The organism is Neisseria gonorrhoeae (assembly GCF_013030075.1).
Taxonomy (GTDB): domain Bacteria; phylum Pseudomonadota; class Gammaproteobacteria; order Burkholderiales; family Neisseriaceae; genus Neisseria; species Neisseria gonorrhoeae.
This window is the reverse complement of sequence record NZ_AP023069.1, coordinates 942,143-960,667: the sequence shown is the minus strand read 5'-3', so window position 1 is coordinate 960,667 and position 18,525 is coordinate 942,143. Positions and strand designations below refer to the sequence as shown.

Here is an 18,525-nt window from a genome sequence, read left to right as displayed (position 1 = left end):
AATCCGCCCGGTGACGGGGCAGGGAATGTCCCAAAAAGCTGCCGCAGACCAACTGAATCTGCCCGACTGCTCCGTTTTGCCGCAATGGTTGCGCCTCTACCGTTTGAATGGTATTAACGGTTTAAAGCCCAAACCCAAAGGAAGAAAGCCCGTGAAAAAACAGTATCCGCCGCAAACGAAAAAAGCCGACTATCTGAAAACCAAGGAAGAACTGTTTGCGGAATTGGCTTACCTTAAAGCGGAAGCGGCTGTCCTAAAAAAGCTCGATGCCTTGAAAGAAGTGCGGCAGAAAGAACGCAACTCGTCGCAGGGTTAAGGAAATGCCATCCGTTGAACTGCTGTTGGGGATTGTCGGACTGCCACGCAGCACCTTCTATTACCAATTGGCCGTCCAATCGGCAGAAGGCAAATATGCCGATTTGAAACGACATATCCATGATATTTATCAACGATATAAGGGAAGATACGGCTACCGGAGGATTGCGGCAGCCATCCGTCACGCAGGAATACCGGTCAATCACAAGAAAGTCAGCCGTCTGATGGCGAAGACGGGGCTGAAGGCAGTGATACGGCGGCGCAAATACCGCTCGTTCAAAGGAGAAGTCGGCAAAGTTGCGCCGAACATCCTGCAACGCTGTTTCCATTCAGAAAAGCCGAATGAGAAATGGGTAACGGACGTTACCGAGTTCGATGTAGGCGGAGAAAAGATATACCTTTCTCCGATTATGGATTTGTTTAACGGGGAAATCGTCAGTTACCGTATTCAAACCCGCCCGACTTTCGATTTGGCCGGCGAGATACTGAAAGGTGCGCCGGAGAAACCGGGGCCGTCTGAAAAGCCGATGCTGCATTCGGATCAAGGTTGGCAATATCAGATGTTTTTTATCAAAAGCAGTTGAAAGGCAACGGTCTGGTTCAGAGTCTGTCCCGCAAGGGAAACTGCTTGGACAATGCGGCAATGGAAAGTTTCTTCGGAACGTTGAAATCGGAATGTTTCCATACGTGCAAATATGATTCCGTTACCGAATCGGAAGCGGCACTGCACGAATATATCCGTTACTACAACAACGATAGAATCAAGTTGAAATTAAAAGGACTGAGCCCTGTTCAGTACAGAATTCAGTCCCTGAAAGCCGCTTGATTAAACTGTCCGACTTTTTGGGGTGCAGTTCAAGAGCGACTGTTTTTTATTTATCAGAAAGAGGGAGGGGAGACGTTTTTTTAGATGTAAAAAAACGCCTGCGGCCACCTGAATTTTCAGGCATCCGCAGGCGTTAAAAAATAGATTGCTATCATTTTTTTTATTTTGATAGCATTTGAAAAACTTTTTTCAGGAAGGAAAGGCAATGGCTTCTGTTGTGATTAGAAATTTATCCGAGGCCACGCACAACGCAATCAAATTCCGTGCGCGAGCCGCAGGGCGCAGTACCGAAGCAGAAATCCGCTTAATTTTGGATAACATCGCCAAAGCACAACAAACTGTACGTTTGGGGTCAATGTTGGCATCAATAGGGCAGGAAATCGGAGGTGTTGAGCTGGAAGACGTACGCGGTCGTAATACTGATAACGAGGTTTCTTTGTGATGATTTTGCTGGACACGAATGTGATTTCCGAACCTTTGCGCCCACAACCCAATGAACGTGTGGTGGCATGGTTGGATAGTTTGATATTGGAAGATGTGTATTTGTCTGCCATTACTGTTGCAGAATTGCGTTTGGGTGTGGCGTTGTTGCTCAATGGCAAGAAAAAGAATGTGCTGCACGAACGTTTGGAACAATCCATTTTGCCTTTATTTGCGGGGCGGATTCTGCCTTTTGATGAACCGGTTGCCGCAATCTATGCGCAAATTCGTTCCTATGCCAAAACACATGGCAAAGAGATTGCTGCCGCAGACGGCTATATTGCCGCCACTGCAAAACAGCACAGTTTGACAGTTGCTACGCGTGATACCGGCTCATTTTTTGCGGCCGATGTCGCGGTGTTCAATCCGTGGCACGATTAAAAGACGCTTTTAAGCAGCCTTAATGTCAGGCTGCCTGAAAGCGTCTTAGCATTCCGTTTCATTATTTATTTTTGCGCGTTCAGGCTGCTTTTCAGGCCGTCTGAAGCCCTGTTTTCGGGTTTCAGACGGTATTTTTGCGAACAACTTTTTATGCCTGTTCTTTTTGGCGCATTTTTTCCGCCATCAGTTCGTGCAGGGTTTTCTTCGCCGGTTTCATCGGTACGCGGTTTTGCGTCCAACCCAACTGTTTGCGCGGGGTCAGATTGCGGAACTTGGTGGCTGCCCAACCGAAGGCGCGGTAGGTTTTGCTACCGCTGAAAATACCGTTGAATGTGCGCCACGCCATTTGTTCGCCGAAGGTATGCGATGCGCCTTGCCCTCGGATGGGGTGCGGCACGGTTTCGGTCGGCGAACGTTGTGCTTCAACGCGCAAACGTTGCATTTGTTCGGTAATCGGGATGCGTACCGGACAAACTTCCACGCACGCGCCGCACATCGTGCAGGCAGTCGGCAGGTCGCGGGTGGCATCAAGACCCAACAGGTGCGGGGAAATAATCTCGCCAATCGGACCGGGATAGGTTGTGCCGTATGCCGCGCCGCCGATGCGTGTATAAACCGGGCAATGGTTCATACACGCGCCGCAACGGATACATTGCAGGGTGCGGCGCATTTGGTCTTCGGCATAAGCTTGGCTGCGGCCGTTGTCGAGCAAAACCAAGTGCATTTCCTGCGGACCGTCTAATTCTTCACTGCGGCGCGGGCCGGTAATCATATTGAAATAAGTGGTAATGTTCTGACCGATGGCGGAACGCGGCAGCAGACTGTACAAAGGCGGAACATCAGACAGCTTGGCGACAACTTTTTCAATACCCGTAATGACGATATGTACGGGCGGAACGGTAGTACTCAAGCGGCCGTTGCCTTCGTTTTCGACCAGACACAGCGTGCCCGTTTCGGCAACGGCGAAGTTTACGCCGCTCAAGCCGACATCGGCAGTGCTGTAAATATCGCGCAGGGCTTTGCGGGCGAATCCGGTCAGTTGGTCCACGTCGTCTGTAAGCGGTGTGCCGAGGTTTTGGTGGAACAGTTCGCTGACCTGTTCTTTGGTTTTATGGATTGCGGGCATCACGATATGGGTCGGTTTTTCGCCTGCCATTTGGACGATAAACTCGCCCAAGTCGCTTTCCACCGCCTTAATGCCTTTTGCTTCAAGATAATGGTTCAGCTCGATTTCTTCGCTGACCATGGATTTGCCTTTGACCATCAGCTTGCCGTTTTTGGCTGTGATGATGTCGTGGATAATTTGGCAGGCTTCGGCAGGGGTTTCCGCCCAGTGTACTTTCACGCCCAACTTAGTCAGGTTTTCTTCCAACTGCTCCAGCAGCGCGGGTAATTTGGAGAGGGAACGCTGACGGATGTGTTCGCACAAATCGCGCAGGCTTTGCAACTCTTCTTCGTCGGTCAAAACGGCTTTGCGCTTGGTCATCAGCATATCCATCGCGGTACGCAGGCTTTTACGCAAGGGCTTGTCTTGAAGGGAAATTGCGGCGTTTTGTTTGAAAGTTTCCGGCTTCATGTGGAACTTGATGGTTTGCGTAGTCATGCGTTTTCCTCCAAATCGGCAGGGGAAATGTGGTCGGGCAAAATGGCGAGGATGACCAAATCACGCGGACCGTGCGCACCGTAAGCGAGCGTCAACTGGATGTCTGCGGTTTTGGACGGGCCGGAAATCAGGAATACATTGGTCGGCATACCGTTTTCCACCAGTTTTTCGCCTTCGACGGCGTTGTGAAACTCGTTGTACATCTTGGACGTATCGAACAGGCAGAAATGCACGGGCGGAACGAGGCTCAAAGTACGCGGTTCTTCAGGGCTGGAAAACAGCATCAGCGTGCCGGTGCGGGCGATGCCGCATTGCGCGCCGCTGAAGCCTGCATCGATGTTCGTGAAAAACTCGGTTTTCCAAGTATCGATTTCGCGCTCGAAGGCAATCGGGTCGATATTGCTGCCCGCCAATGCGGCACGGGCAATTTGTCCGTGTTCGGTCGCCAAGGGCAGCAGGATGTTTTTTAAACCCTTGCCTTCTGCCGCTTCGCGGAAAACCTGCATCCAATTGCTTTTCGTCACCCAATAGATTTCGGTTTTGACCGCGCGCATGGCGGCAGCCCAATGTTTCAGACGCTCGGCTTCGCTGTCCCAAGAAACGCCCTTTTCGCGGTAATAATCAAAAACCGCAGGCTCTTCCATCGGCAATGCGCCGGCTTTTTTCAGTTTTGCCAAAATATTTTCGCGCGCGCTCATACTTTGCCTCCGGTGCGTTCCAACAAGAAGGATGCGATATGCTTCGGACGCGGCATATCCGGCTCGTCCTTGGCGATTTTGCCTCCGATGTTCATCATACAGCCGCAGTCCGCGCTGATGATTTCGGTTGCGCCGGTTTCTTTCAGCGCGGCAACTTTGTCGGTTACCATCGCGCCGGAAATATCGGCTTGTTTGACGGAGAATGTGCCGCCGAAGCCGCAACACTCGCTTTCGTGGTCGTGGACGATGCGTTCGACGTTTTCCATACCGTCAATCAACTGCCAGCCTGAAAGATGGACATTCATTTCTCGGCGGGCGGCACAGGAAGTGTGAACGGCGACTTTGACTGGCTCGCCTTTGTCTTCAGGCTTGTAGCCGATGGCAAGCAAGAAATGAGTAAACTCAATGATACGGTTGGCACAATCAACCGCTTTGGATTCGTATTCTGTATTTTTAAACAGGGTAGGCCAGTGATGTTTCATCATGCCGCCGCATGAGCCGGACGGTACGACAATCGGCCAGTTTTCGGGGAAAAGGTCGAGTTGCGCTTTGGCGACATCGAAGGCTTCGGTCGGATGGCCGGATGAATAGGCAGGCTGACCGCAGCAGCTTTGCGCCATCGGGAAATGGACGCGTATGCCCTGCTGCTCGATTAGGGCAATGGCATCCATGCCTGCTTCGGGCATAAAAAGATCAAGGACGCAAGTGCCGAAAAAATAGACATCTGTCGGATTGCTGTCGTATCGGATGATTTTTGGGGGAATGGTTGCGCTCATATTTTTTGATAACGGGAAACCCGTTTTTTCTGTAGAAAGGTAAGCGTTTACTTTAAGTAATTGACCGTTGCGGGTCAAGTCTAATTTTAAAAAATAATCCGGTTTTTCTTACAAACTGCCCCATAACGCTTACTGTACCTTACTCTGATGATTTTCGATAATAATTATCATTACAATGCAATGCCGATTCGTTTGCTTGTGAACATTCAGGATGCCGACTCTGCCGGCATTCAGACAGCATCTGAAAACAATAACGGCACAAGGATGGGGTACAATCACCCTATGGAAAAAAACACCCTGTCCGCCCGCGCACCATCCCCTTGGCTGCCGCTTCTGCTGGCAATTGCCATTTTTATGCAGATGTTGGATGCGACCATTTTAAATACCGCACTGCCCGAAATTGCCGCCGACCTGAACGAATCGCCTCCGGATATGCAACAGGCAGTCGTTGCCTATACGCTGACGGTTGCCCTGCTGATTCCTTTGAGCAGTTATTTGGCGGACAAGTTCGGAACGAAAAAAGTCTTTTTCGGTTCGATTGCCGTTTTTATGCTCGGATCGGCATTGTGCGCCGCATCGGGTTCGCTGTTTGAATTGACGCTTTCCCGTGTCGTTCAGGGGATCGGCGGTTCGATGCTGGTTCCGATACCGCGTCTGACCATCTTGCGTGTATATGAAAAATCGAAGCTGCTCAACGCCATCAATTATGCGGTCATGCCTGCACTGATCGGCCCTGCGTTGGGACCTCTGGCGGGCGGTTATCTGGTCGAATACGCTTCGTGGCACTGGATTTTCCTGCTCAACCTGCCCATCGGTCTGCTGGGTTTCATATTGGGACGCAACATCATGCCCGATGTCAAAGGCAACGATACCGCTCTGGATTTCAAAGGCTATCTGACCTTTTCCGTTGCCGCCTGCCTGCTGCTGCTTGCGGCAGAAAGCCTGTCGCACGCGCTGCCTCCGTATTTTGCACTGTTACCGCTGTGCGGCGGACTGCTGTTTGCACGCCGTTATTTCCGACATATGAAAACCGCGTCCAAACCGATTTATTCCGCCGACCTGTTTCTGATACGCACCTTCCGTTTGGGACTGGCGGGCAATCTGTTCAGCCGTCTCGGCATCAGCTCGATTCCTTTTCTGATGCCCCTGATGTTTCAAGTCGCTTTCGGCTTCGGCGCAAGCCTGTCGGGCTGGCTGGTCGCACCCGTCGCCCTGTCTTCGCTGCTGGTCAAACCGCTGATTGCACCGCTCATGAAACGTTTCGGCTACCGCACGGTACTGCTTTGGAACACCAAGCTGCTTGCCGCCTTCATCATGCTGCTCGCCCTGCCTGACGGAAACTCGCCGCTGTGGATTTGGATTTTCCTCTCGCTGGCGATCGGCGCATGCAACTCCCTACAGTTTTCTGCCATGAACACACTGACCCTCGCCGATTTGCGCCCGCAACAGACCGGCAGCGGCAACAGCCTGATGGCGGTCAACCAACAGCTTGCCATCAGCGTGGGCATTGTTGCCGGCGCATTAATCCTTAAAAACTGGACATTTCTGATACCGGCTTCTTCAGGCCTGCATTTCGCCTTCCGTATGACCCTGCTCAGTATCGGCGGCATCACCCTTGCCTCGTCGTTGGTTTTTAAGCGTCTGCACGTTTCAGACGGTGCAAACCTGACAAGAGGCACGCGGCCTTAACCCCGCATCCCGACAAAACTTTTACCCATTCCAACCTTTAGATTATGATGCTTCATTTCAATGCATACAGACCCCAAAATACAGGCAATGCCGTCTGAAACTATATCCCCGATGAAAACACGCAGCCTCATTTCCCTTTTATGCCTCCTTCTCTGTTCATGTTCTTCATGGTTGCCCCCACTGGAAGAACGGACGGAAAGCCGTCATTTCAATACTTCCAAACCTGTCCTCCTGGACAACATCCTGCAAATCCGGCACACCCCTCATAACAACGGGCTATCCGACATCTACCTGCTCGACGACCCCCACGAAGCCTTTGCCGCCCGCGCCGCCCTTATCGAATCTGCCGAACACAGCCTCGATTTGCAATACTACATTTGGCGCAACGACATTTCCGGCAGGCTGCTGTTCAACCTCATGTACCTTGCCGCAGAACGCGGCGTGCGCGTACGCCTGCTGTTGGACGACAACAACACGCGCGGGTTGGACGATCTCCTGCTCGCCCTCGACAGCCATCCCAATATCGAAGTGCGCCTGTTCAACCCCTTCGTCCTACGCAAATGGCGCGCACTCGGCTACCTGACCGACTTCCCCCGCCTCAACCGCCGCATGCACAACAAATCCTTTACCGCCGACAACCGCGCCACCATACTCGGCGGACGCAATATCGGCGACGAATACTTCAAAGTCGGTGAGGACACCGTTTTCGCCGACCTGGACATCCTCGCCACCGGCAGCGTCGTCGGCGAAGTATCGCACGACTTCGACCGCTACTGGGCAAGCCATTCCGCCCACAACGCCACGCGCATCATCCGCAGCGGCAACATCGGCAAGGGTCTTCAAGCACTCGGATACAACGACGAAACATCCAGACACGCGCTCCTGCGCTACCGCGAAACCGTCGAACAGTCGCCCCTCTACCAAAAAATACAGACGGGACGCATCGACTGGCAGAGCGTCCAAACCCGCCTGATCAGCGACAACCCTGCAAAAGGACTCGACCGCGACCGCCGCAAACCGCCGATTGCCGGGAGGCTGCAAGACGCGCTCAAACAGCCCGAAAAAAGCGTCTATCTGGTTTCACCCTATTTCGTCCCTACAAAATCCGGCACAGACGCACTGGCAAAACTGGTGCAGGACGGCATAGACGTTACCGTCCTGACCAACTCGCTACAGGCGACCGACGTTGCCGCCGTCCATTCCGGCTACGTCAAATACCGAAAACCGCTGCTCAAAGCCGGCATCAAACTCTACGAGCTGCAACCCAACCATGCCGTCCCCGCCACAAAAGACAAAGGCCTGACCGGCAGCTCCGTAACCAGCCTGCATGCCAAAACCTTCATTGTGGACGGCAAACGCATCTTCATCGGCTCATTCAACCTCGACCCCCGTTCCGCACGGCTCAATACCGAAATGGGCGTCGTCATCGAAAGCCCCAAAATCGCAGAACAGATGGAGCGCACCCTCGCCGATACCACACCCGAATACGCCTACCGCGTTACCCTCGACAAACACAACCGCCTGCAATGGCACGATCCCGCCACCCGAAAAACCTACCCGAACGAACCCGAAGCCAAACTTTGGAAACGCATCGCCGCAAAAATCCTATCCCTGCTGCCCATCGAAGGTTTATTATAGAAATGCCGTCTGAAACACCTTCAGACGGCATATCCGAACCCGCAAAGGAAAAAACCATGTTTTCCCCCGACAAAACCCTTTTCCTCTGTCTCGGCGCACTGCTCCTCGCCTCATGCGGCACGACCTCCGGCAAACACCGCCAACCGAAACCCAAACAGACAGTCCGGCAAATCCAAGCCGTCCGCATCAGCCACATCGGCCGCACACAAGGCTCGCAGGAACTCATGCTCCACAGCCTCGGACTCATCGGCACGCCCTACAAATGGGGCGGCAGCAGCACCGCAACCGGCTTCGACTGCAGCGGCATGATTCAATTCGTTTACAAAAACGCCCTCAACGTCAAGCTGCCGCGCACCGCCCGCGACATGGCGGCGGCAAGCCGCAAAATCCCCGACAGCCGCCTCAAGGCCGGCGACCTCGTATTCTTCAACACCGGCGGCGCACACCGCTACTCACACGTCGGACTCTACATCGGCAACGGCGAATTCATCCATGCCCCCGGCAGCGGCAAAACCATCAAAACCGAAAAACTCTCCACACCGTTTTACGCCAAAAACTACCTTGGAGCGCATACGTTTTTTACAGAATGAGCCGCCCGCCGCGCCGGAATCGCGGCAAAATGCCGTCTGAAGCCCTGTTTTCGGGTTTCAGACGGCATTTTTCCGCCTTATTCCGCTGTTTCGGTCAGTGATGAGAACACTTCAAAATAAGTCGGGAAGGTTTTATGGGTGCATTTCGGGTCGTTGATGACGACGGGTACTCCCAACAGCGAAATCAGCGAGAAACACATCGCCATGCGGTGGTCGTCGTAAGTGTCGATGACGGCATCGGGTGTCGGCGTTTCGGGCGGGGTAATGTGAATCGCTTCGGCTTCTTCGACGACTTTTGCACCGAGTTTGCGCAACTCGTTCGCCATTGCGGCGATGCGGTCGGTTTCCTTAACGCGCCACGAACCGATGTTGCGAAGCGTGCAGGTTTGCCTTGTGGCAAGCGCGACGATGGCGAGGGTCATCGCGGCATCGGGGATATGGTTCGCATCCAAATCAAAGGCTTGGACGGCGCGTCCTTTCGGGCGCGAGACTTCGACGAAGTTTTCGCCCCAAACCACGTCCGCACCGATTTTTTCCAGTTCGCGGGCAAAGGCGACATCGCCCTGTATGCTGTTTGCGCCGATGCCGGTAACGCGGACGGGCGTGGCGGCAATCAAACCGGCTGCGAGGAAGTAGGACGCGCCGGAGGCATCGCCTTCGACGTGCAAGTGTTCGGGTGCGTGATAGTGCGCATCGGCAGGGATTTTGAAAACGCGGTAGCCTTCATTGGCAACCTGTACGCCGAATTGCGCCATCAGTTTCAAAGTAATGTCGATATAGGGCTTGGAAATCAACTCGCCGACCATACGGATTTCAAACGCCTGCCCGGTCAGCGGCAACGCCATCAAAAGGGCGGTCAGAAACTGGCTGGACACATTGCCTTTAATAGGAATCACGCGCTCGCCGCAGTCTTGACGTTTGCCGATATGAAGCGGCGGATAGTGTTCGTTGCCGAGATATTCGACATCGGCGCCGGCAATCCGCAACGCATCGACCAAATCGCCGATGGGGCGTTCGTGCATACGAGGCACGCCGTGCAGATGATAATCGCCGCCCAAAACGGCCAGCGCGGCGGTCAGCGGACGGAACGCCGTGCCCGCGTTGCCCAAAAACAAATCGGCAGAGCGGTTGGGGAAGCGTCCGCCCGTGCCGTGTACTTTCAGACGGCCTTCGGCAAGATGTTCGATTTGAACGCCGAGTTTATCGAGTGCTTCGAGCATACGGTCGGTATCGTCGGATTTGAGCAGGGAATGGATTTCGCAAACATTGTCGGACAGGGCGGCGAGCAGCAGGGTGCGGTTGCTGATGCTTTTGGAGCCGGGCAGGGCGACGGTGGAAGGTTTGAGCGAGGCGGCGGGGAGGCGGACGGATTCGGTCATGGCAAAACGTAAATATAAAGATAAAAACAGCCTGCATTATACTGGTGCAAATGCCGTCTGGAAAATCTCAGGTTTGGCATTTTCGGTTTTAAAGTACGTGAATTTGGTTTTTTATGCCGAAAATTGATTTTTTTTAAATTTTTTGTTTCTAAAATTTTTTTGCCGGCATATTTTCGGCTTTTGTTGCGGACATAGCGCGTCTGCCGGCGGCACGGCACGATTGCCAATTTCATAGAATTTGGTAGAATAGCCGCTGTTCAACGACAGACAAGCCGCCGATTTTCCGGGCGGCTTGTATTTTTATTTTAATATCCGGACGCACAAAACAAGACGGTACGCGGTATGCTTGCCGCCGCAAACCGGTGTGCCGGAATATGGAGAAAAAGACCGATGCAAAAAATCCCCCTGACCGTACGCGGTGCGGAATTGCTGAAACAGGAATTGCAGCAGCTCAAAAGCGTGGCGCGTCCCGAAGTGATCGAAGCGATTGCCGAAGCCAGATCGCACGGCGATTTGTCCGAAAACGCCGAATACGAAGCCGCCAAAGAACGCCAAGGTTTTATCGAGGGCCGCATTTCCGAGTTGGAACACAAACTTTCCGTTGCCCACATCATCAATCCGGCCGAAATCCACGCCGAAGGCAAAATCGTGTTCGGTACGACGGTTACGCTGGAAGATTTGGAAACGGAAGAACACGTTACCTATCAAATTGTCGGCGAAGACGAAGCCGACATCAAACAGGGCAAAATCTATGTCGGCTCTCCGATTGCCCGCGCCCTGATCGGCAAGGAAGAAGGGGATACGGCGGAAGTTCAGGCACCGGGCGGCGTACGCGAATACGATATTATCGAAGTCCGGTATATTTGATTCGGCTTGATTTCGATACACTCGACACACGCAGGAAATTAAAGTACCGCGTGTGTTTTTTTATGGTGTTTTAAAAAACGAGACGGCATCCGGGTCTGCGCCGCATCGGCTTTGACAAGGTCTGTATTTAAATCATGTTGCGGGAAAGCAACATTTTCAAAAAAGTTAATTTATTGTTTTATATTGAAATATTATTTTTCAAAATAAAAATTCCAAAATTTACCCGAAATTTGTTCCGAAAAATGGTTTTTTTTTCGGGGGGTAATTGGAGACTGATTGGGTGTTTGCCCGATGTTTTTAGCAAATTTACAAAAGGAAGCCGATATGCGAAAAAAACTTACCGCCCTCGTATTGTCCGCACTGCCGTTTGCGGCAGTTGCCGATGTCAGCCTGTACGGCGAAGTCAAAGCTGGTGTGGAAGGCAGGAACATCCGGCTGCAGTTGACCGAGCCACCCTCAGAAGGTCAAACGGGCAATACAGTTACTAAGGCCAAAAGCCGCATCAGGACGAAAGTCAGTGATTTCGGCTCGTTTATCGGCTTTAAGGGGGTGGGGATTTGGGCGGCGGGCTGAAGGCTGTTTGGCAGCTCGAGCAAGACGTATCCGTTGCCGGCGGCGGCGCGACCCGTTGGGGTAACAGGGAATCCTTTATCGGCTTGGCAGGCGAATTCGGCACGGCGCTCGCCGGTCGCGTTGCGAATCCGTTTGGCGATGCCAGCAAAGCCATTGATCCTTGGGACAGCAATAATAATGTGGCTTCGCAATTGGGTATTTTCAAACGCCACGACGGTATGCCGGTTTCCGTGCGTTACGATTCCCCCGGATTTTCCGGTTTCAGCGGCAGCATTCAATTTGTTCCGAGTCAAAACAGCAAGTCCGCCTATACGCCTGCTACTTTCACGCTGGAAAGTAATCAGATGAAACCAGTTCCGGCTGTTGTCGGCAAGCCGGGGTCGGATGTGTATTATGCCGGTCTGAATTACAAAAATGGCGGCTTTTTCGGAAATTATGCCCTTAAATATGCGAAACACGCCAATGAGGGGCATGATGCTTTCTTTTTGTTCTTGCTCGGCAGAGCGAGTGATACCGATCCATTGAAAAACCATCAGGTACACCGCCTGACGGGCGGCTATGGGGAAGGCGGCTTGAATCTCGCCTTGGCGGCTCAGTTGGATTTGTCTGAAAATGCCGACAAAACCAAAAACAGTACGACCGAAATTGCCGCCACTGCTTCCTACCGCTTCGGTAATACAGTCCCGCGCATCAGCTATGCCCATGGTTTCGACTTTGTCGAACGCAGTCAGAAACGCGAACATACCAGCTATGATCAAATCATCGCCGGTGTCGATTACGATTTTTCCAAGCGCACTTCCGCCATCATGTCTGCCGCTTGGCTGAAACGAAATACCGGCATCGGCAACTACACTCAAATTAATGCCGCCTCCGTTGGTCTGCGCCACAAATTCTAAATATCGGGGCGGTGAAGCGGATAGCTTTGTTTTTGATGGCTTGCCTTCATTCTTCGATTGCAATCTGACTGCCAATCTGCTTCAGCCCCAAACAAAAATCCGGATACGGAAGAAAAGCGGCAATAAAGATAGCAAATCCCGTCTGAAGCCCTGATTGGGCTTCAGACGGGATTTCGCATACGGCTTCCCTTTTCAGATTCGGATTAAACATGCTATATTTATGAATCTTTCAAACCGTTTTCCAAATGAGGTAAGGAAATGAGCGAAACCGCGAAAATCAAACTCAACGACCGGCCCGAAAATGCAGAAAAACCAAACGAAAAAGTCGAACTGCCCATTGTCGATAACGACAAAAAAGGCGGACACGGCGAAGGCGGTTGCTGCGGCTGATACGTTTTTCGGCAAAGCAGGGCATCTGAAAAGTTTCGCAAAATTTTCAGGTGCCCTTTTTTGTTTTCAAGGTAAATGAATGAAATACTGCGGTCAGAAGATTTATTTGCTCGTGCGCTTGTGATAAATTCGGCACTGTATTTGATATGATTTTAACAAATTTGGAGGGGCAATGTTTTGGTATGTAATCGGCTTTTGCGCCTTTGTCGTCGCGCTGCTGTCGCTGTGGGTCAATGCCGGCGCGTTCGGTATGCAGGAAGACGATACCCCGCAATCGGATTATGAAAAACGTTTGGGTTTGGGGGCGAAACTGAAAAACAAAAATACACCGAAAGCAGGGGAAAAACGGCAATAAAGATAACAAATGCCGTCTGAAAGGTTTTCAGACGGCATTTGCTTTGAAGCGCGGGAGACATCAAACATCCATCTCATGCTCAAATGCGTTCAGGATTCGGCGCACTTCATCCGCATCTTTAACCGTTCGGACGCGGTCGAACAGCGTTTGCGCCGGGTCGAACGTTTTTTTCATCATGCCCAGCCATTGCTTAAGACGGGCGATCGGGTATTTGTTGTTTGCCTCTTTTGTCAGGCACAGCTCGAAAAACTGCCCTATCCATGTGGAAACTTCGGCAAAATCCGTGTCTTTGACCGGTCCGCCGTTCTCGTATTGCTTGATTTGGCGCGCCAAATCGGGGCGGATGACCGCACCGCGACCGAGCATCACGCTGTTGCAGCCGCTGATTGTTTTGATGCCGATATAGTCCTGCAGGCTGAAAACGTCGCCGTTGGCGGTAACGGGAATATTGACGGTATCGTGGATTTTCCTTATCCATTCCCAATGCGCCGGGGGTTCGTAGCCCTCGGCTTTGGTGCGCGCGTGCACGGTCAGTCCGCACGCGCCCCCTTCGGCAATCGCACAGGCGCATTCCAAAGCAGGGCTTTTGTCTTCATAGCCTAGCCGCATTTTCCCCGTCAGCGGAATATGTGCAGGCAAACGTCCGCGCAGCGTTTTGACGATGTGGAATATCAGTTCCGGCTCTTTCAGAAGAATTGCGCCGCCTTTGTGTTTGTTGACGGTGGGCGCGGGGCAGCCGAAGTTCAAATCGATTTTGTCCGCGCCGAATCGGACGGCTTCCAATGCGTTTGCCGCCATATTGTCCGCATCGCTGCCCAGAAGTTGGACGGTGCAGGGCGTGCCGGAAAACGTTTTGTTTCCGTTGGCGATTTCGGGGACATATTTTAACCATATGGATCGTGAATGCACGGTATGGGTAATGCGTACAAATTCGCTGACGCATTCGTCGTAGCCGCCGATACGTGTCAGCAGGTCGCGCATCACATCGTCTACCAGCCCCCGCATGGGGGCTGGTATGATTCTGGTTTTTTGTTTGGGTTCGGTTGTTTGTCCGTCAATCATGATTCGGGTAGGTATTTGATTCAAACAATGCCGTCTGAAGGCTTTCGGCGTTCAGACGGCATTTCCGTGTCCGTTGTTATAGCAACACTTTCTCTACGCCGCCGTTGTTGGCTTTTTTTACAAACTCATCCAGCCAGTTTTCGCCGAGGATGTGTTTCGCCATTTCAATGACGATGTAGTCGGCAGGCATATTGTTGTCGTCGGAATAGCGGCTCAGTCCTTGCAGGCAGGCGGGGCAGGAGGTCAGCATTTTGACGGGTTCGCCCTGCGGCAGCTCTTTGAGGTTTTTCTCGATTTCCTCTTGTTTGCGGAACTTGACCTGTGTGGCGATGTCGGGGCGTTTGACGGCGAACATACCGGATTCGCCGCAGCAGCGGTCGCTTAAAACGACTTTCTGCCCCATCAGGCTGCTGGCCATTTGGGTGGCGTTCATGGTTTTAATCGGGGTGTGGCAGGGGTCGTGGTAGAGGTATTGCTGACCTTTCACGCCGTCGAGTTTCACGCCTTTTTCGAGCAGGTATTCGTGGATGTCGATGATGCGGCAGCCGGGGAAGATTTCCTCGAAGCGGTATTTTTCAAGCTGGTCGTAACAAGTGCCGCAACTGACGACGACGGTTTTGATGTCGAGGTAGTTGAGGGTGTTCGCCATACGGTGGAAGGCGACGCGGTTGTTGGTGCTCATTTCTTCGGCTTTTGCCTTGTTGCCGCCAGCGTCTTGCGGATAGCCGCAACACATATAGCCGGGCGGCAGGACGGTTTGTACGCCGACGTGCCAGAGCATGGCTTGGACGGCGAGTCCGATTTGGCTGAACAAACGCTCCGAACCGCAGCCGGGGAAGTAGAACACGGCTTCGGCATCTTCGGGCGCGGCGGGGTTGTGGATGATGGGGATGCTTTTGCCGTCTTCGATGCCCAATAAGGAGCGCGGTGTTTTGGCGGGTACGCTTTTGGGCAGTGGGCGGTTGATGAAATGGATAACCTGTTCTTTAATCGGGGCTTTGCCGACGGTTGCCTTGGGTTCGGCTTTTTGCTTTTTCGTGCCGATCGGAAGAAGCTTGCCGATTTTGTAGGCAAAGTTCTGCGCGGGGAAGCCGGTCTGTATCATCGCGGCGCGCAGGGCTTTGATGGTTTTCGGACCGGTGGCGTTCAAAAACGCCATACCCATTGAAGCCGCAGGCGCAAAGCGTTTGTGGCCGGAATCGGCAAGGTAGTTGCGGACGGCTACGGTAACGTCGCCGAAGTCGATGTTGACGGGGCAGGGTTTGACGCAGCGGTGGCACACGGTGCAGTGGTCGCCGATGTCCATCAGTTCTTCAAAATGTTTGACGGAAACGCCGCGCCGGGTTTGTTCTTCGTATAAGAAGGCCTCGGTCAGCAAACCCACGCCGAGGATTTTGTTGCGCGGGCTGTACAGCAGGTTGGCGCGCGGAACGTGGGTGGAGCAGACGGGTTTACATTTGCCGCAGCGCAGGCAGTCTTTGACGGAATCGGCAATCGTGCCGAGGTCTGATTTTTCCATAATCAGCGATTCCGCGCCCAACAGCTCGAAAGACGGCGTGTAGGCGTTGCGTAAGTCCGAACCTTTCATCAGTTTGTGGCGGTTGAAGGTGTGCTTGGGGTCGACTTGGTTTTTGTAGTTCCAAAACGGTTGCAAATCTTCATCGGTGAGGAATTCGAGCTTGGTGATGCCGATGCCGTGTTCGCCGGAAATCACGCCGCCGAGCGAACGGGCGATTTTCATAATGCGTTCCACAGAACGGTAGGCCGTCTGAAGCATTTCGGCATCGTCTGAGTTGACCGGAATATTGGTGTGGACGTTACCGTCGCCGGCATGCATATGCAGGGCGACAAAGACGCGGCTGCGTACGGTTTTGGCGTGGATTTTGCCCAAGCCTTGGATAATTTTGGTATCGGTTTTGCCGCTGAAGATTTCGGCAAGCGGCTTCATTACGTCTGCTTTGACAGACACGCGCAGGCGGAAATCGCGGAAGGCGGTGAAGCAGCTTTCATCGTCTTTGGCTTCGGGCGCGGCGTGGACGGCTGTACCGTAGCGTGATTTGTAGTCGGCAAGCGGCGCATCCAAATGGGCGAGCAGCCAGTCCCAACGCGCTTTGACGGCGGCAACGTGGGCGAGGGCGTGTTTGCCGCGTTCGCCCAACAGTTCGGCGGTCGGCAGGTCGGTGCCCATTTTGTCGATGGGGAGTTTGCCCGAAAGATATTGCTCCAAAGCGGCACAGAGTTTGAGTTTGTTTTGGATGGAAAGCTCGATGTTGATGCGTTCGATGCCGTCCGAATACTCGCCCAGCCGCTCCAGCGGAATCACCACGTCTTCGTTGATTTTAAAGGCGTTGGTGTGTTTGGCGATGGCGGCGGTGCGGCTGCGGTCGAGCCAAAAGGTTTTGCGCGCTTCGGGCGATACGGCGATAAAGCCTTCGCCGTCACGGGCGCGGGCAAGTTCGCAGATGTGTTCGGCGGCTGCCTCTACGGCGGCTTCGTCGTCTGAAACCACGTCCGCCAGCAAGACCATTTTCGGTCGTCCTTTGCCCGCCGCTTTGGTGGCGTAGCCGACGGCGCGGACATAACGCCAGTCCAAATGCTCCAAACCCGCCAGCCGCACGCTGTCGTGTGCGAGCAGAAAATCGCGGATTTCGACGATAGAAGGCGTGGCGGTGGCGGCCGTGCCGAAAAACTCCATACACACGGTGCGCGTGTATTTCGGCATTTTGTGCAATACGAAGGCAACGCCGGTAATGATGCCGTCCGTACCTTCTTTCTGCACGCCGGGCAGTCCGCTCAAAAATTTGTCGGTAACGTCTTTGCCCAAACCGACTTTGCGGAATTTGTGTCCGGGGATTTCCAAGCGTTCGGTTTTAACGATGTTGATGCCGTCTGAATCCAGCGTGTGCACGTCGAACACGGCAGTTTCTTCGTCGTGGATTTTGCCGAAATTGTGGCGCACGCGTTCGATACGCAGCCATTCGCCTTGAGGGTTAACCATGTTCCAGTAGGCGAGGTTGTCCAAGGCAGTACCCCACAATACGGCTTTTTTACCGCCCGCATTCATCGCCACATTACCACCCACGCAGGACGCGTCGGCGGAAGTCGGATCGACGGCGAACACCAAGCCCGCCTGATGCGCGGTTTCTTCCACCCGCCGCGTAACCACGCCCGCGCCGCACCGGATAATCGGATGTCTGCCGTACAAGCCTGCCAGCTCAACGTATTCGACGCTGCGATGCTTGTCGAGTTTTTCGGTATTGATGACTGCGCTGTTTGCGTCCAAAGGTACCGCGCCGCCGGTATAACCCGTACCGCCGCCGCGCGGGATAATAACTAAGTCCAGCTCGATTAAGGCGCGCACCAAAGGCGCGACTTCCGCCTCCGTGTCGGGATTGACGACGACAAACGGATATTCGACGCGCCAGTCGGTCGCATCGGTAACGTGTGTTACCCGCGCCAGCCCGTCAAACATAATATTGTGCGGCTTGGTGATTTTGCTCAAACGCTCCAAAATCTGCCGCCGCTTTTGGCGCGTTTCGTCAAAGCTGCCGTCAAAAAGCTCCACTCCCTTTTCCGCCGCCGCAATCAACACATCCGCTTGCTGATTATCGTCGCGGCGTTTGCGGATTTCGTTCAACCTGTGGCGCATTTCCCGCACCAGCGCGGCGCGGCGTTTCGGATGCTCCAGCAAATCATCGACCAGATACGGATTGCGTACGACCACCCAAATATCGCCCAACACTTCAAACAGCATCCGTGCCGAACGCCCGGTTTTGCGCTGTCCGCGCAAGTCCTGTAGAATGTGCCACGCCTCGTCGCCCAGCAGGCGGATGACGATTTCGCGGTCGGTGTAGGAAGTATAGTTGTAGGGGATTTCCCGAATACGCTGCGGGGCGGTAGTCGTGGTCATAGTGTGTCCGTGTTTGGCAGTTTTTATTTGAATGCCGTTTGAAAAGTCGGTTTCAGCCGGGTTTGAAAAGGCGATAATGTAGTTCAATTTTTGATAT

18 protein-coding genes and 1 pseudogene are annotated in these 18,525 nt (G+C 53.3%); 13 read left to right on the top strand and 6 right to left on the bottom strand.

What is annotated here, in order from left to right:
- The first annotated feature begins 25 nt into the window (after nt 1-25).
- The 5 genes from HT085_RS04960 (at nt 26) to fitB (ending at nt 2,002) form a co-directional block, all read left to right on the top strand.
- Nucleotides 26-316, top strand: a complete 291-nt coding sequence (locus HT085_RS04960) for a helix-turn-helix domain-containing protein (protein ID WP_041420764.1) — start codon at nt 26-28, stop codon at nt 314-316.
- Between the two features lie 4 nt (nt 317-320).
- The gene (locus tag HT085_RS04955) at nt 321-899 is read left to right on the top strand and encodes an IS3 family transposase (protein WP_003688041.1); all 579 of its coding nucleotides are present in this window, start codon (nt 321-323) and stop codon (nt 897-899) included.
- 59 nt (nt 900-958) lie between these two features.
- Nucleotides 959-1,141 carry an integrase core domain-containing protein gene (locus HT085_RS12265; RefSeq protein ID WP_017146832.1) on the top strand — a complete coding sequence of 61 codons (183 nt, stop codon included), beginning with the start codon at nt 959-961 and terminating at the stop codon, nt 1,139-1,141.
- A 205-nt stretch (nt 1,142-1,346) separates the two neighbouring features.
- Complete coding sequence (gene fitA / locus HT085_RS04945) at nt 1,347-1,583, top strand: type II toxin-antitoxin system antitoxin FitA (protein ID WP_003688410.1); 237 nt, start codon at nt 1,347-1,349, stop codon at nt 1,581-1,583.
- The gene (gene fitB, locus HT085_RS04940; protein ID WP_003691083.1) at nt 1,583-2,002 is read left to right on the top strand and encodes a type II toxin-antitoxin system toxin FitB; all 420 of its coding nucleotides are present in this window, start codon (nt 1,583-1,585) and stop codon (nt 2,000-2,002) included. Before fitA ends, fitB begins: the two co-directional genes overlap by 1 nt.
- A 148-nt stretch (nt 2,003-2,150) precedes the next feature.
- On the opposite strand, the gene HT085_RS04935 is transcribed toward fitB, so the two are convergent.
- From HT085_RS04935 to HT085_RS04925, 3 genes are read right to left on the bottom strand one after another with little or no spacing between them, the layout of a single operon-like run.
- Nucleotides 2,151-3,605: a LutB/LldF family L-lactate oxidation iron-sulfur protein gene (locus HT085_RS04935; RefSeq protein WP_003688412.1), complete on the bottom strand. Its 1,455-nt coding sequence runs from the start codon at nt 3,603-3,605 to the stop codon at nt 2,151-2,153.
- Nucleotides 3,602-4,303: a LutC/YkgG family protein gene (locus HT085_RS04930; protein ID WP_003688414.1), complete on the bottom strand. Its 702-nt coding sequence runs from the start codon at nt 4,301-4,303 to the stop codon at nt 3,602-3,604. Before HT085_RS04930 ends, HT085_RS04935 begins: the two co-directional genes overlap by 4 nt.
- Nucleotides 4,300-5,079, bottom strand: a complete 780-nt coding sequence (locus tag HT085_RS04925) for a (Fe-S)-binding protein (protein WP_003688416.1) — start codon at nt 5,077-5,079, stop codon at nt 4,300-4,302. Before HT085_RS04925 ends, HT085_RS04930 begins: the two co-directional genes overlap by 4 nt.
- 147 nt (nt 5,080-5,226) lie before the next feature.
- Between HT085_RS04925 and HT085_RS04920 the strand changes: the two genes are divergently transcribed.
- The 3 genes from HT085_RS04920 (at nt 5,227) to HT085_RS04910 (ending at nt 8,996) form a co-directional block, all read left to right on the top strand.
- Nucleotides 5,227-6,768, top strand: coding sequence for an MDR family MFS transporter (locus HT085_RS04920; protein ID WP_003701286.1), 1,542 nt, complete (start codon nt 5,227-5,229; stop codon nt 6,766-6,768).
- Between the two features lie 111 nt (nt 6,769-6,879).
- Complete coding sequence (locus HT085_RS04915) at nt 6,880-8,406, top strand: phospholipase D family protein (protein WP_010358244.1); 1,527 nt, start codon at nt 6,880-6,882, stop codon at nt 8,404-8,406.
- A 56-nt stretch (nt 8,407-8,462) separates the two neighbouring features.
- On the top strand, nt 8,463-8,996 hold the full coding sequence (locus HT085_RS04910; protein ID WP_010358242.1) for a C40 family peptidase: 534 nt from the start codon (nt 8,463-8,465) through the stop codon (nt 8,994-8,996).
- A gap of 77 nt (nt 8,997-9,073) precedes the next feature.
- Here the strand turns inward: HT085_RS04910 and aroA are convergent, their stop codons facing one another.
- Nucleotides 9,074-10,375, bottom strand: a complete 1,302-nt coding sequence (aroA, locus tag HT085_RS04905; protein WP_003691086.1) for a 3-phosphoshikimate 1-carboxyvinyltransferase — start codon at nt 10,373-10,375, stop codon at nt 9,074-9,076.
- On the opposite strand from aroA, the gene HT085_RS12050 reads away from it, so the two are divergent.
- The 5 genes and pseudogenes from HT085_RS12050 (at nt 10,374) to HT085_RS04890 (ending at nt 13,456) form a co-directional block, all read left to right on the top strand.
- Nucleotides 10,374-10,502, top strand: coding sequence for a hypothetical protein (locus HT085_RS12050; RefSeq protein WP_003698358.1), 129 nt, complete (start codon nt 10,374-10,376; stop codon nt 10,500-10,502). The genes aroA and HT085_RS12050 overlap by 2 nt on opposite strands.
- Before the next feature lie 263 nt (nt 10,503-10,765).
- Nucleotides 10,766-11,242, top strand: a complete 477-nt coding sequence (gene greA, locus HT085_RS04900) for a transcription elongation factor GreA (protein WP_003688476.1) — start codon at nt 10,766-10,768, stop codon at nt 11,240-11,242.
- Nucleotides 11,243-11,566: 324 nt separating this feature from the next.
- Nucleotides 11,567-12,711, top strand: a pseudogene (locus HT085_RS04895) (porin).
- A 258-nt stretch (nt 12,712-12,969) separates the two neighbouring features.
- A complete protein-coding gene (locus tag HT085_RS12045) occupies nt 12,970-13,101 on the top strand; it encodes a hypothetical protein (RefSeq protein WP_003691090.1) in 132 nt (43 codons plus the stop codon).
- A 172-nt stretch (nt 13,102-13,273) separates the two neighbouring features.
- Nucleotides 13,274-13,456 carry a hypothetical protein gene (locus HT085_RS04890; RefSeq protein ID WP_003688481.1) on the top strand — a complete coding sequence of 61 codons (183 nt, stop codon included), beginning with the start codon at nt 13,274-13,276 and terminating at the stop codon, nt 13,454-13,456.
- Nucleotides 13,457-13,516: 60 nt separating this feature from the next.
- On the opposite strand, the gene HT085_RS04885 is transcribed toward HT085_RS04890, so the two are convergent.
- A complete protein-coding gene (locus tag HT085_RS04885; RefSeq protein WP_003688483.1) occupies nt 13,517-14,518 on the bottom strand; it encodes a tRNA dihydrouridine synthase in 1,002 nt (333 codons plus the stop codon).
- A gap of 76 nt (nt 14,519-14,594) precedes the next feature.
- Nucleotides 14,595-18,428, bottom strand: coding sequence for a DUF3683 domain-containing protein (locus HT085_RS04880; protein WP_025455884.1), 3,834 nt, complete (start codon nt 18,426-18,428; stop codon nt 14,595-14,597).
- Nucleotides 18,429-18,525 lie beyond the last annotated feature (97 nt).